This is a genomic window from Mucilaginibacter rubeus (assembly GCF_014643835.1).
GTDB lineage: Bacteria > Bacteroidota > Bacteroidia > Sphingobacteriales > Sphingobacteriaceae > Mucilaginibacter > Mucilaginibacter rubeus.
On the sequence record NZ_BMKD01000001.1, the window covers coordinates 762,082 to 776,169 of the forward strand.

A 14,088-nucleotide genomic window follows, 5' to 3' on the forward strand; every position below is an offset into this window, starting at 1 on the left:
TATATGAAAAGTAATTTTATACAAAAAATTAAGCAATCGGTATTAAGTCAAACACCAAAGAGGAATATCTCCCTGGTAATAATGACCTTAATAATGATTGTACCGGTAACATCTTGTAAAAAATCATTTTTGGATGTTGTTCCTGATAACGTATCAACAATAGCCAACGCCTTTGTTTCACAAACCGAGGCAGAGAAGTATTTGTTTACCTGCTACTCATACCTGCCAACGGAAACAGATCCCACTTATAATGTTGGGCTTACCGCCGGTGATGAAGTTTGGGTGGAAGACCCTGCAAATCACATACGGTCAACAAACGTACTGCAACTGCCCAGAGGATTCCAAAACTCGTCTGACCCTATAGCCAATTATATGAATGGTACCAGGGACGCGGCTGCGAATTATAAGGCTATACGGGATTGTAATGTCTTTATTGAAAATGTCAGCGACAAAAGCAAAGTGCTGGATTTGGATATTGACACACGTGAGCGTTGGATAGCAGAAGCCCAATTCTTAAAAGCTTTCTATCATTTTCAACTTTTCAGAGCTTATGGGCCAATACCCATTATCGATAAAAATCTGCCCATTGACGCGTCCATCGACGATATACGGGTAAAACGCAGGCCGGTTGATGAAGTAGTAAATTATATAGCCGGATTATATGATCAGGCTGCTGCAAAACTACCTTTAACAATCAGGAATGAAGGAAGTGAACTGGGTCGTGTTACCAAGGCGGCTGCTTTGAGTATGAAAGCCAAATTGCTGGTAACGGCGGCAAGTCCGTTGTTTAATGGCAACCCGGATTATAATTCATTCAAGAATAAGGATGGCGAGCAGTTGTTTAACCCTACTTTTAGTGTCGAAAAATGGCAGCGCGCTGCCGATGCCTGCAAAGCAGCCATTGATTTTTGCGAATCCCAAAATATACGCCTTTATACGTTTCCTACACCTACTAATCCACTTAGTCAAACTACTATGACTCAAATGGGTATCAGGAACGCGATGAGCGAAAAGTGGAATGAAGAACTGATATGGGGGCTAACTGCCAATAATAACATCAACTATAATTCATTCTTCCAGTCGATGTGCGCCGGGCAATATGATTTTAACAATGCCGATGCCGCAAAGTCAGCCAATCGCCCGTTACTTGGCCCTACCTTAAAAATGGCTAAGATGTTCTACACTAAACACGGGGTGCCGATTAACGAAGATAAAACGCTTGACTTTAGTGATATAGCTCAGCTAAGGGTTGGTACACATGACGAGCGTTTTAACATCAAAGAAGGGGAAACAACTGCAAGGCTTAATTTTGACCGGGAGCCACGTTATTATGCCGACCTTGGATTTGACCGCGGTGTTTGGTATATGGCCAACAGCCCAACTAAAACCGATGAAGATACCTGGTGGATGAAGGCCCGCGGTGCCGAAGTTGGGCAATCGTCACCTATACCAATTGCTGGTTTTTATATGAAAAAAGCCCTTAACTGGCACTACGAATGGGCAACGGTTACCTATATCAATTACCCTTGGCCCGAAATGCGTTTGTCTGATCTGTATTTGCTTTATTCAGAGGCATTAAATGAAGCTCAGGGGCCTGTAGCTGATGTATATACCTACGTAAACCGCGTGAGAGCGCGGGCCGGCCTGCCTACGGTTCAGGATGCCTGGACTAATTACAGTATTAATCCAACCAAATACACTACAAAGGATGGAATGCGGTCAATCATTCAGCGTGAGCGCAGCCTTGAACTTTGTTTTGAAGGCCACCGGTTTTGGGATCTATTGCGCTGGAAAACAGCCGGTATTGAACTTAACGGAAACGTAACAGGATGGACAATAAGCGAAAATTCACCTCAGTTGTATTATCGCGAACGGCTGATTTTTTCGCGGCATTTTGTGATTCCGCGCGATTACTTATGGCCAATAAAAGAAAGCGATTTACTGGTTAACCAAAACCTGGTTCAAAACCCTAACTGGTAGATATAGCGACAATATGTTTAACAATAAAAACATTCACATGGAAACAATGAAATTACGGGCTGCTTTCTGGATCGGGTTGTTAGCAATAATAATAACAGGCTGTAAGCAGGAAACACTTAATAAACCTACTATAACTAATAACAACCCGCCTGGAGTTGTTACCAACGTGCAGGTACAAAACGAAAACGGTAAAGCCAGTTTAACTTATACGTTACCCGGAGATAATGATCTGTTTTACGTAAAAGCAGTTTACGAAACCTCTCCGGGTAAAACACGCGAGGTAATTGCATCACGCTACACTAATACATTAACTGTTGATGGCTTTGGCGATACTCTGGCACATGTGATAAAACTTTACGCGGTAAATTCAAGCGAAAAGGCTTCGGCACCTGTTAGTGTCACAGCAAACCCTTTAACGCCACCATATCTTCTTGCTTACCGATCACTTAAAATAACTGCTACTTTCGGTGGTTTTAACATTGCTTGTGATAACCTTACCCAGGATAACCTGGTTATTGTACCAATGGTTGATACCGCTAACAATGGTTTATATGTGCAGCCAAAGGGTATGGATAATGTTTACAGTAACAGTATTTCAATAAAGGCCGCTGTAAGAGGCCAGCCGGCTATTGAGCGGAAGTACGCATTCTTTGTAAGGGATAGATTTTTAAATAAATCCGACACTTTATTTTTAAATCTTACACCTTTTTATGAGGAGCAGTTTTCAAAATCGGATTGGTCGGTTTACAAGCTGCCAGGCGACGCAACCAACTTGTATTCATATACCGATGTAACCAAAATTTTTGATGGAAACTTTACCGGCGGTTGGCCAAATTGCCTCTTCACGGTTGAAAGTGCCGGAAGCCCGCAAATGGTAACAATCGATCTTGGTAAACAAAGGGTATTCAGCCGCTTTATTCTCAATCCATTCATCGAGATCGGTAATGTATATTATGTAAGGGGTAATTTGCGTGATTTTGAAATATGGGGATCAAATTCGCCAAATGTGAATGGCTCGCTGGATGCTTCGTGGACAAAATTGTTAACCTGTAATATAGTAAAACCATCTGGTTCACCTTCAGGTACGGAAACAGCTGCTGATTACAAATATGCACATGATGGATGGGGCTTTGATTTCCCGGCCGGATTAAGTGCTTACAGATACATCAGGATCAGGAGCTTGCGTAATTGGACAGGATCGTACTTTATGAGTATCAGTGAATTTACCATGTTTGGAAAGTAACAAGGCCGATGCATTTATCAATTTAATTACAATTATGAAACTATATAAAATAACATCATGCTATCTTTTAGTGCTGGCCGTTTTCATTATGAGCGCCTGTACCAAAATGGATGATTATAAAAAGAAATATGAGCCCAATGGGGCAATAATATATCCGGGCAAACTGGATTCCGTTCAGGTGTTTTCTGGCCGGAACCGTGTTTTGCTAACTGGTCTGTTTACATCTGACCCTAAAATTGTGAAATACCGGGTATACTGGAACAGTAAACAAGATTCGATAGAAACGCCTGTAACCCGTACATCAGGGGTTGACACGGCTAAATTGGTCATACCTAATTTGCCTGAAGGTACAATGACCTTCGAGGTCCGCACTTTTGATAACGGGGGCCATATTTCCGTTCCGGTTACATTGGCTGCTAATGTATATGGTACTCTTTACCAAAGTTCACTTATCAACAGAGGTATAATCGCGGTCAAATTACAAACAGATGGCTCAGCTTTAATTAACTGGGCTGACGTGAATGCTGATGACGGGTTGGTTTCAATGGAACTAAAATACACAGACGCTGCCAACAAACAACGTGATACAGTAATTGTATCGCAGCCAACTGGTTTAACCACATCTCTCCCTAAATTTAATGCTGGAAAAACGCTTAGTTACCGCACAGGTTTTAAACCCAATAAAACGGCCATCGATACTTTTTATGCAGATTACGTAGACCAGAAAGTAATTGATGTAACTAATGCTTACCTCTTAAACACAGGGCCTTTTCAAAGAAACACCTTTGATGGCCGTTGGGGAACCCTCGCTGCGCCCTGGATAACCAATGCGGCGGCCAAAAATAAAGATGGCGGTACCAATGGGGGCTACAGTTCTGATGGCGGTGGTACCATTAACTGGGAAACATGGAATAATACCCCGGTAGTAAACGGTATCGTATATCAGGTTACTTCTTCGCAGCTATCGGCAGGAAGTTATACTGTGTCATTTGATGCCTATTCGGAAGTGCAATCAAATTCATCGGTTTATTGTGTGGCAGCCGCCGGAGGGAACGGCATCCCGATACTCGCAAACCTTTCAACAGCGCTGGGATCTGTAAAGATGTATAACGGTGCAAAGGCTGGTACAACCAGTCCGAGTTCAAGGGATGTGAAAACTTTTACTTTTACACTTTCTTCACCGCAGGTTGTGTCCATAGGATTTCTGGGTAACCTGGTTGGTAATGGAAACCCAGGCAATTATTTTACGGTGTTTAATATTAAACTGTTTAAAAATTAAAAGTGATAAAAAGTCCCTGGTGTTAGCCAGGGACTTTTTACTTTAATATAGCTATGGTTTACAATTGAGCTTATTCATAAATGGCTACTTGTACGGGTTCGTCCTCTGGTATTTCGTCAATTTGAGCTGATATCGATTTTTTTGTAGCATTTGAGGTAATAAAACTCATGCCAAATGCAAGTAAAAGCAGGGGTACTGTCATCCAGATTACCTGATGGATACCATAATGAGCAATCACAAAACCACCCAGTAAAGTGCCCAATGTAATACCGGCGTTAAAGAAGGAGGGAAGCAGGCTGTTTACAAAGTCAAGCGCTGGTTCCTGAATGCCATGGGTAAGCTGTATATTTGCCGCTAAAAATCCTCCGGTGTGTATAAATCCCCAAACTGAAAGAATAATAACCATTGGAATAAAATGCCCGCCAAACAGATATGCCAAAACATGGGTTGCAACTAAAGAAAGCAAAAACAGCCGCGTTGTAAGCGTTACATTTTTACTAAGCGCTATACCCATAAGCCAGTTGCCGGCTATCCCTGTACCTCCAAATACCAGCAGCATGATGCTAATTTGAGCTCCGCTCATACGCGAAACTTTATCCAGGTATTCGGCAAGATAACCATAGGTGGCAAACATGCCTGCCAGGATAATGGTTGAAGCCAGTAGCTTAATCCATAAGTGTACACTCCGCAGCAGCTTTACCTGGCTTTTGGGACTTGCCTGTTCCTCATTAACGGGCATTGAAGGTGCAAATAGCGTCAACGCGCCAAAGGCTAATAGGTTAATGACGGCTGATAAGATAAAAGATGCCCTCCAGCTAAAAATATCTGCCATATAAGTGGTTAAGGGTACGCCCAACACGGTGGCAACGCTAAGTCCGGCCATTACTATAGAGATGGCTTTGGGCGCATCTTTTGGCCCTGCTTGTTTTGCAGCTGCAGTCATGGATACAGCCCAAAACACCGGGTGTAAAAACGCCGGTAGTATACGGGCAATCATAAGCACGGTGAAGTTCGGCGCTATTGCTGATAACAGGTTAGAAACAACAAATATTCCCAATACCAGGCACATCACAAATTTGCGGTTAAGACGTGCTGTTAGCATATTGGTAAACGGTCCCGCAAGCGCCACCGTTAACGCGAAGGCACTAAGCAGCCAGCCTGCCGTATCAATGGAAATATGAAATTCTTTCACCAGGTCGGGAAGGATACCGATAACCCCGAACTCCGTGGTTATGATACCGAAGGCACCAAGGGCCATAATGTAGATTAATCTATTCATGAGTAGATATATTTAAATATTTGAATGTTTCGATGTTTTCGCATTGAAATAGCAGGTTAAATCAGAAGATATTAATACTTAACTTTTCAATTCGTTCAGGCAGGCAATGTATTCATCAAGTACCTGCTGGTTCAATACATATTTAAGGTTGCGGCCTTCTTTTTGTGATAACAATAAATCGGCATCAACCAGCTGTTTAAGATGGTGTGATACGGAAGGTTGGGTAAGGTCAAGGAGGTCGTTTACCTCCGCACAGTAAAGGCAATCTTTCCTTTTTTTAAACTGTTGTAAAATAGCTATCCGGTTTGCATCGCTCAGCGCCCTGGATATTTTCTCTATTTTTTTGTTGTCCATTTTTTTGCCGTCAATTATATGTAATCAACGTTATAATGTAAAGGTAAAATAATATTAACATATAGAAATGTTTCTATGTATTTAAAGCATATAAATGACAATAAAAGGATATATGGGCAGGCCTTATGGAGGAGAGATGCTTCTCCGATGCTTCATTTTGTCACAAATACCCCCGTTTGTTGGCACTTTTGCCTGTTTAATAGTGATCGTGCTGATCTTAATTTTATGGTATGAAGGTAGTAAGAGTACAATACACCACACGCGCGGAGTTTGCGGCCACCAATCAGCGGAACATCGCTGCCATTGTTGAAGAGTTGAAAACTTTAAATCATCCCGGTATTAAATATACAGCATGGCTATTGCCCGACGGTAAAACATTCATGCATTTCGATCAGCTCGAAAATGAAGAAGCCCACCTTGTATTACAAGGGCTGGCTTCGTTCCATAAGTTTGCTGACGAACTTGAAGCCAGTGATTTAGAAGTCGAACCCAAGCTTGAGCTGCTTTCGCTTGTGGCGTCTACGGAGACCTATTTTTAATGCACTAAAACTACTGTTTGCCGATTGGTAAAGCCGTTTCTGTTTTCGCAGCTTTCATCACGAGTTTGGTTTCTACTTTACCAATTGCAACGACCGCGAAAAGCCGGTTCATCAAAAAATCATAGTACTCTTTGCGGTCTTTTACGGTTACCTTAAGTATAAAGTCAAAATCGCCGGTGAGGTGATAGCATTCCAGTACTTCCGGAAGTTTAATGATCTCACTTTCAAAATGACTTAAACTGTGCTGACTGTGATCTTTCAGTTGCACATGCGTAAAGGTCATGAAATCCAGCTCGAGCTTTTCATGATCAAGCACCGCAACGTATTTTTTAATATAGCCTCGCTCCTGGAGCGAACGGATCCTGTTATTGATAGGAGTAGTGGTTTTGTTAAGCTTAAGGCCTATCTCCTGGCCGGTAAGGCGCGCATTTTCCTGTAAAAGCTGGAGTATGCGGATATCTGTTTCATCGAGTTGGTTGAGCATGAGAGTTATAAAAACTAAAATATAAGCTTTAAATATTTATCAAAAGTTTTAAAACCTGTTTTTAAGAAGATTTTTAGTCTTAAAAACCAAATTTTAAGTGCTGTGTGGATTATGAGATTGTGAATATACAATTTTACATCGTAATACTATGGAGCACGACAAAAAACAACTATCGCCGGTAATCCTTGTTACGGGCGCCCGGGGGCAGATCGGTACCGAACTGGTTGCCGCTTTAAGAAATGTTTATGGCAGGGAACAAGTAATTGCCACCGACTTACATGATGCTATGGCAACCCCGGATTTAGAGGGGCCATATCATCAGTTAAATGTATTAGATAAAGATGAGCTGGAAAACCTGATTGCTACCTACGGAGTAACTCAAATTTATCATCTTGCAGCTACCTTATCTGCCAAAGGAGAAGAGGCTCCGTTAAAAGCATGGCACCTGAACATGCAAAGCCTGCTCAATATATTGGAAGCAGCCAAAGATCATAAATTGGATAAAGTGTTCTGGCCGAGCAGTATTGCCGTATTCGGGCCATCAACAGCACGTAAGATCAGCCCCCAGAATGCTTTGCTTGATCCGCAAACGGTCTACGGTATCAGTAAGGAAGCTGGTGAACAATGGTGCGCCTATTACAGGGAGCATTATGGGGTGGATGTACGCAGCTTGCGTTATCCGGGATTGATCAGCTACAGCGCGCCGGCTGGCGGGGGTACTACAGACTATGCAGTAGCTATATTTCACGAAGCTTTGCAGAATGGATCTTACGAATGCTACCTGAACCCCGACACCGCATTACCTATGATGTATATGGATGACGCGGTAAGGGCTACACTTCAACTGATGAACGCGCCCGTGGAAGCACTCAAAGAACGCGGAGCATATAATATCGGTGCTTTAAGTTTTACACCTGCTCAGCTTGCCGCAGAGTTGAAAAATCACCTGCCCGATTTTACCATTAGTTATAACACCGACAAGCGCCAGTCCATTGCGAACTCATGGCCCGCCGGTGTTGAGGATGCTGAAGCAAGGCGCGACTGGAACTGGCGTCCTGAATATGATCTTGTTACTATGACTGCAGATATGCTCGGTCATCTTACACCTGTTTATAAAAATAACAGCAATACTGCCGCAGTGAGTTAAATAAGGGTTTAATGAGAGACCTGAATATTACCCAATCGATCACAGCCCGGGATGCTGCTTCGCTGGAAAAGTATTTTAGTGATATTGCCCGCGAGCCAACTATCAATACGGAAGAAGAAGTTCTGTTAGCTCGGAAGATCCGGCAGGGAGATCTGTCGGCTTTGCATAGGTTGGTAAAGGCCAATCTGCGTTTTGTGGTTTCCGTGGCAAAAAAGTATCAGCACCAGGGCATGCCCATGGGCGACCTGATAAGCGAAGGTAATTTGGGTTTGCTTGAAGCTGCGAAACGGTTTGACGAAACCCGCGGCTTCAAGTTTATATCTTATGCAGTTTGGTGGATCAGGCAGCGAATCATGGAAGCGCTGTTGGATAAAACGCGGATGATCCGCCTGCCTGCCAACCAGGTGGATATGATTGTTCATGTTAACAGGGCTACAGGGGTTCTGGAACAACGACTTGAGCGACTGCCCGTTCAGGATGAAATAGCGGCATTCCTGGAAACTGCTGAATGGAAAGTAAAAGAAGCTTTACATGTGGCTCCTTTTACTCATTCGTATGATAAAGCCGATACACCCGGCAATGACGGATACAGCCTGCTTGATCGTTTACATACAGATGAACCCGGAATAGAAGGCCTTTTGGAAGCTTACCAACTTAAACAACAGCTTGATGATTTGCTTAATAAGCTAAACGATGCTGAACGATCTGTTGTGTTTTATCATTATGGTCTGGACGGGCACAGTGAACTCTCGGCTCCCGAAATCGGTAACCGGCTTGGTATTAGCGCAGAAAGAGTGAGGCAGCTAAGAAACCGGGCTATTGACAAGCTTAGGGAAAGTGCTAATTTGCAAAAACTTGAAATTTAAGATAAAGGGTAGGGATTTATTTTCTGTGTCTTAATTTCTTTCGGTGCTTTATCCTTTGTTTGTTAACTTCACTAGCCCATTATTCAGGGCTAATTTGCGACTAAAATGAGCTCCTGAACCATTTATCTTGCATTCGCTGAATTAAGCAAACGTTTGCGCTAAATTAAGATCGCAGGAAATTAGGCATTCCTATTTAACCTTTATAATTTAGGAACTTAAAAACATCATGGTCGGTACACTTAATATACGGTCAATCATGTTCAACCCTACAAATGCAAATGAAAAAAATACTCCTCTCTTTATTATTGCTAACCCTCATAATTTCACAGGCTTTTAGCCAGGCGAAACATAGTTTTAAAATTGCTGATGGCAACTTTATTTATGATGGAAAACCCATCCAAATCCACTCGGGCGAAATGCATTTTGCAAGAATCCCTAAAGCTTACTGGAAGCAGCGCCTGCAAATGCTCAGGGCAATGGGTATGAATACGGTTGCTACTTACGTTTTCTGGAACCATCATGAGGTCAGTCCGGGTGTATGGGATTTTAAAACGGATAACCGCGATATCCGCGAGTTTGTAAAAACAGCACAGCAGGAGGGCTTAATGGTAATATTAAGGCCGGGGCCTTATGCTTGTGCCGAATGGGAATTTGGCGGCTATCCTTGGTGGCTCCAAAATGATAGACAATTGGTTATCCGCAGTAAAAACGAACGCTTCCTTGATTCATGCAAAACTTATATTAACCAGTTGATGGGGCAGGTTAAAGACCTGCAAATAACCCATGGCGGGCCAATAATCATGGTTCAGGCCGAAAATGAATTTGGATCATATGTAGCCCAGCGTAAGGATGTGCCGCTTGCCGATCATAAAATTTACAGCGCAGCTATAAAAGATCTGCTTTTAAAAGCGGGCGTTGATGTGCCATTGTTTACTTCTGATGGCGACTGGTTGTTTGAAGGCGGCGTAATTAAAGGGGCATTGCCAACTGCCAATGGCGAAGGTGATACCAAAAATTTGAAGAAGCTCATTAACCAATATAACGGAGGAAAAGGCCCTTATATGGTGGCCGAATATTATCCTGGCTGGCTTGACCATTGGGGCGAGAAATTTGAAAAAGTATCCGAGACCTCGGTAATTAAAGACCTGGAGAAGTACTTGAAAGATACCGTATCATTTAATATATACATGGCACATGGTGGCACCAATTTTGGTTTCACAAGCGGTGCTAATTATGACAAGGAACATCAAATTCAGCCGGATATCACCAGCTATGATTATGACGCCCCTATCAGCGAGGCAGGATGGGTAACTCCCAAGTTTACAGCTATCCGCAACCTGATGAAAAAGTATGCAGCTTATGCTATTCCTGAAGTACCCGCGCAGCTTCCGGTGATCCAGATACCGGTTATTAAGCTTACCAAAACGGCCGATTTGCTGGAGATGGCGAAAGACCAGCCCGCTGTAGAAAGCGATACCCCGCAAACATTTGAAACGCTTAAGCAAGGCCATGGCTATGTATTATACAGCCGTAAATTTACCCAACCTGTCAGCGGCACTTTAAATCTGGAAGGCCTGCGGGATTATGCAACCATATATGTAAATGGCGAAAAAGTTGCAGAGCTTAACAGGCAAAGTAATAAATTTAGCTGCCCTGTAAATATTCCTTTTAATGCGCGTTTGGATATTTTGGTTGAAAACCTTGGCAGGATCAATTACGGGGGCGAGATCATTCACAATCTTAAAGGAATCATTAGCCCGGTGAAGGTTGATGATCATGAAATTACAGGCAACTGGCAAATGTATAAGCTACCTATGGATAAAGTGCCGACGCTCGGGGCAGGCACAACAAACACAACCGGCCATCCAGCAATTTATCAGGGGACATTTGACCTGAATAAAGTGGGAGATACCTTTTTAGACATGAAGAATTGGGGTAAAGGTATAGTATTCGTAAACGGGATCAACATTGGTCGCTATTGGAAAATTGGCCCGCAGCAAACGCTTTATTTGCCAGGCTGCTGGCTTAAAAAAGGTACAAACAGTATCGTTGTACTTGATCAGTTGAATGATATCCAGCAAACAGAGATCGCTACGGTAACCGTGCCGGTATTAGATGGCCCGGTAAGTAAATAATATAATTTAACTTAATGAATGACGGCAGGAGACTATCCTGTCGTTTTTTTATGGCTGTTATTTAACAGGATTGGGTTTTAATATTTAACTATTACTATTTAAAAATAAGAGGTAATTTAACCTATCGTTTATATCAATAGATAAGCCTTAATAATAGTTCTAAATATTCGTACGGGTTGGTATATTCACACTTAATTATGAAATCCTTAAGTTAGATTAAGGAAAATAAATCCTGTTTCTTATTCCCGAACGAAACAATTTGTAAGCTTTTGGTTTGATAATAAGTGCCGTAAATCGATGAAGATCAGTAAGGTTCTATATGTTATATTTATATTATTGATCGGAACCATAGCGAGGGTATCTGCCCAAAATACCTATGTAGCCGCGGTGCACGGCGTACTCGATCTTCGTAATCAGCCTGTCAATGATAAAATTGAACTGACCGGAAACTGGCTGTTTTATTGGAACCAATTAATAAATCCCAATGACACTACTGCTATTAAGGACAGGCTTTTGGTTGAGTTTCCATTTAAATGGAGTGGATATGCCTGGCGGGGCAAAAAGCTACCTGCGTTTGGCTATGGTACATACCGGCTTAAAATTTTACTTCCCCAAAAACATGGCGAATTAAAGCTGGGCATGCCTGATGTTTACAGCGCGTACAGGCTGTATATTAACAAAAAGTTAGTATCATCAAACGGGAAGGTAACTACTTCCGGAAAGGGATTTGAAGCACATTGGGAATATCATGCTGTTGCCCTGCCCAACAGTGATACCATCAATATTACATTACAAATTTCCAATTTTATACACAGTAAAGGAGGAATCAGTAAACCCATTTTCATAGGGCCTGCGGAAAGAATTGACCTGGCCCGGCATCGCGCCGAAGGTATTGATCTGATGCTGACGGGCTGTTTACTGATGGGGGGATTATTTTTTCTTGGTTTATATCTGCTGGGCAGCCGTGATAAAGCCATTTTACTTTTTGCCTTGTTCTCGATAGTTTATAGTTACCGGATCATAGGTACAGATAACTATGTGCTGCACACCTTATTGCCTGATATTAACTGGTACATAACGGCCCGGTTGGAATATATGAGCTTATTTTCGGGGATAGGTCTGTTTGGGCTTTACACGTTATACTTATATCCGGCAGATGTAAATCGGCGGGTTGTAAATATTATTAATGGCATTTGCTTTTCGTTCACTTTAATGACATTATTTAGTCCTCCGTGGATTTTTACCCAGCTCGTGAACCCATTTTTAGCAGTGATGCTGTTTTGCCTCGTTTATATTCCATATGTATACTCAAAAGCCTGGCGCAATAACAGGCCTGGATCTGTTTATGCTTTAATGAGCGCGTTTGCTTTAATGTCGGTATTTGCGATATCGCTTTTTCATTACTGGGCATTAATACCTCCGTTGCAGCTGGTTAGTTTTTTAGGATATATCGCTTTTTTCTTTTTGCAGTCGCTTGTGTTAGCGCACCGGGTATCATTTGTATTGAAAAAGGCGAGGGCTGAAGCCGAACAGGGTTTAAAGGTTAAAAGTGAATTTTTGAGCACGATGAGCCACGAAATCCGGACACCGCTTAATTCGGTAATAGGGATGAGCCATCTGCTGCTTAAGAACGAGCCACGCAAGGATCAGATCGAACATCTCAACGTCATGCTTTTTTCGGCTAATAACCTTTTGGCAATAGTGAATGATGTACTGGATTATAACAAGATAGAAGCCGGGAAGATAACTTTTGAAAGCATTGAAATGGACCTGGCTGCACTTGCCCGTAATGTAGTAGGTGGTTTGCAAACAGTAGCACATGATAAGGATATAACCCTACGCCTTGATTTTGATAAGAAATTGCAGCATAAACTGCTTGGCGATCCCACCCGCTTATCGCAGGTAATTACTAACCTGGTTCATAATGCTATAAAGTTTACCCCAAGCGGGGAGGTTGTGTTAGGGATTGAGGTGAAAGAACAAACCGAAACTACGGCCACATTAATGGTGTTTGTTAAAGATACCGGTATCGGTATCCCCCGTGGCAAACAAAAACTCATATTTGAACGCTTTACCCAGGCCGATTCGTCCATATCACGCAGTTTTGGTGGGACAGGTTTAGGTCTCGCAATCAGTAAAAAAATATTGGAGTTACAAGAATCGTCCTTGCAGTTGATTAGTGAGGAAGGAGTAGGCTCGGTATTTTATTTTATTAAAACCTTTGAAAAAGCTGGTAAAATATCAGAGGCGGTTAATGTTAACGTTAAACCCGATGCAAATGATAAGCTTCTGAACGGGATCTCTATCTTGCTGGTTGATGATAACCCGATGAATGTGCTGGTGGCGCAAACTTATTTAAAACGCTGGGGGGCTGCTACCGATGTGGCAACCAACGGACAGGAAGCACTTGACAAGCTGGATACGTCAAAACATCGTCTTGTGTTGATGGATTTGCAAATGCCTGTGATGGATGGGTATGAATCCACAAAAAAAATGAGATTGAACGGTATAAATATCCCCATTATAGCGCTTACCGCCAATCTTCCCAAAGACGTAGAGGACGAAGCTTATAAAACAGGTTTTGACGATATTGTGATGAAACCTTTTTTACCCGATGAACTGCATAGTAAAGTATTGCACCACGTTTTTAAGCAGGAGCATGTGTAAGATGTTCCTGAATCAAACTTCCTGTTTATTTTCTGAATAAAAATTTCATTTACTCATAGGGGTAAAATGATCCTGGCGTGTTTCAGGATAAATTTTACTAAAATGAACAGATTAG

At 42.2% G+C, this 14,088-nt stretch carries 11 protein-coding genes; 8 read left to right on the top strand and 3 right to left on the bottom strand.

Annotated elements, in window-relative coordinates; translation table 11 throughout:
* Positions 1–93 precede the first annotated feature (93 nt).
* From IEX80_RS03020 to IEX80_RS03030, 3 genes are read left to right on the top strand one after another with little or no spacing between them, the layout of a single operon-like run.
* Positions 94–1,980 carry a RagB/SusD family nutrient uptake outer membrane protein gene (locus IEX80_RS03020; RefSeq protein ID WP_229701495.1) on the top strand — a complete coding sequence of 629 codons (1,887 nt, stop codon included), beginning with the start codon at positions 94–96 and terminating at the stop codon, positions 1,978–1,980.
* 37 nt (positions 1,981–2,017) lie between these two features.
* Positions 2,018–3,223 carry a DUF5000 domain-containing lipoprotein gene (locus tag IEX80_RS03025; RefSeq protein ID WP_188831879.1) on the top strand — a complete coding sequence of 402 codons (1,206 nt, stop codon included), beginning with the start codon at positions 2,018–2,020 and terminating at the stop codon, positions 3,221–3,223.
* A gap of 34 nt (positions 3,224–3,257) precedes the next feature.
* Complete coding sequence (locus tag IEX80_RS03030; protein WP_188831880.1) at positions 3,258–4,502, top strand: DUF4998 domain-containing protein; 1,245 nt, start codon at positions 3,258–3,260, stop codon at positions 4,500–4,502.
* A 70-nt stretch (positions 4,503–4,572) separates the two neighbouring features.
* Here IEX80_RS03030 and IEX80_RS03035 read toward each other — a convergent pair whose 3' ends face one another.
* Positions 4,573–5,781, bottom strand: coding sequence for an MFS transporter (locus IEX80_RS03035; protein ID WP_188831881.1), 1,209 nt, complete (start codon positions 5,779–5,781; stop codon positions 4,573–4,575).
* 78 nt (positions 5,782–5,859) lie between these two features.
* Entirely contained in the window at positions 5,860–6,135 is a 276-nt protein-coding gene (locus IEX80_RS03040) for an ArsR/SmtB family transcription factor (RefSeq protein ID WP_176624557.1), read from the bottom strand.
* Between the two features lie 230 nt (positions 6,136–6,365).
* On the opposite strand from IEX80_RS03040, the gene IEX80_RS03045 reads away from it, so the two are divergent.
* Positions 6,366–6,674 carry a hypothetical protein gene (locus IEX80_RS03045; protein ID WP_091162842.1) on the top strand — a complete coding sequence of 103 codons (309 nt, stop codon included), beginning with the start codon at positions 6,366–6,368 and terminating at the stop codon, positions 6,672–6,674.
* Positions 6,675–6,684: 10 nt separating this feature from the next.
* Here the strand turns inward: IEX80_RS03045 and IEX80_RS03050 are convergent, their stop codons facing one another.
* Entirely contained in the window at positions 6,685–7,158 is a 474-nt protein-coding gene (locus IEX80_RS03050) for an Lrp/AsnC family transcriptional regulator (RefSeq protein ID WP_090525447.1), read from the bottom strand.
* Positions 7,159–7,306: 148 nt separating this feature from the next.
* Between IEX80_RS03050 and IEX80_RS03055 the strand changes: the two genes are divergently transcribed.
* From IEX80_RS03055 to IEX80_RS03070, 4 genes are all read left to right on the top strand, one after another.
* The gene (locus IEX80_RS03055) at positions 7,307–8,305 is read left to right on the top strand and encodes an NAD-dependent epimerase/dehydratase family protein (RefSeq protein WP_188831882.1); all 999 of its coding nucleotides are present in this window, start codon (positions 7,307–7,309) and stop codon (positions 8,303–8,305) included.
* Positions 8,306–8,316: 11 nt separating this feature from the next.
* Positions 8,317–9,171 carry a sigma-70 family RNA polymerase sigma factor gene (locus IEX80_RS03060; protein ID WP_188831883.1) on the top strand — a complete coding sequence of 285 codons (855 nt, stop codon included), beginning with the start codon at positions 8,317–8,319 and terminating at the stop codon, positions 9,169–9,171.
* Between the two features lie 278 nt (positions 9,172–9,449).
* Positions 9,450–11,306, top strand: a complete 1,857-nt coding sequence (locus IEX80_RS03065; RefSeq protein WP_188831884.1) for a glycoside hydrolase family 35 protein — start codon at positions 9,450–9,452, stop codon at positions 11,304–11,306.
* 297 nt (positions 11,307–11,603) lie between these two features.
* Positions 11,604–13,973, top strand: a complete 2,370-nt coding sequence (locus IEX80_RS03070; RefSeq protein WP_176624566.1) for a response regulator — start codon at positions 11,604–11,606, stop codon at positions 13,971–13,973.
* Positions 13,974–14,088: the final 115 nt, after the last annotated feature.

Coding starts and splice junctions, on each gene's coding strand:
- IEX80_RS03020 (WP_229701495.1), top strand. CDS start 94: ATGATTGTACCGGTAACATCTTGTAAAAAATCATTTTTGGATGTTGTT.
- IEX80_RS03025 (WP_188831879.1), top strand. CDS start 2,018: ATGGAAACAATGAAATTACGGGCTGCTTTCTGGATCGGGTTGTTAGCA.
- IEX80_RS03030 (WP_188831880.1), top strand. CDS start 3,258: ATGAAACTATATAAAATAACATCATGCTATCTTTTAGTGCTGGCCGTT.
- IEX80_RS03035 (WP_188831881.1), bottom strand. CDS start 5,781: ATGAATAGATTAATCTACATTATGGCCCTTGGTGCCTTCGGTATCATA.
- IEX80_RS03040 (WP_176624557.1), bottom strand. CDS start 6,135: ATGGACAACAAAAAAATAGAGAAAATATCCAGGGCGCTGAGCGATGCA.
- IEX80_RS03045 (WP_091162842.1), top strand. CDS start 6,366: ATGAAGGTAGTAAGAGTACAATACACCACACGCGCGGAGTTTGCGGCC.
- IEX80_RS03050 (WP_090525447.1), bottom strand. CDS start 7,158: ATGCTCAACCAACTCGATGAAACAGATATCCGCATACTCCAGCTTTTA.
- IEX80_RS03055 (WP_188831882.1), top strand. CDS start 7,307: ATGGAGCACGACAAAAAACAACTATCGCCGGTAATCCTTGTTACGGGC.
- IEX80_RS03060 (WP_188831883.1), top strand. CDS start 8,317: ATGAGAGACCTGAATATTACCCAATCGATCACAGCCCGGGATGCTGCT.
- IEX80_RS03065 (WP_188831884.1), top strand. CDS start 9,450: ATGAAAAAAATACTCCTCTCTTTATTATTGCTAACCCTCATAATTTCA.
- IEX80_RS03070 (WP_176624566.1), top strand. CDS start 11,604: ATGAAGATCAGTAAGGTTCTATATGTTATATTTATATTATTGATCGGA.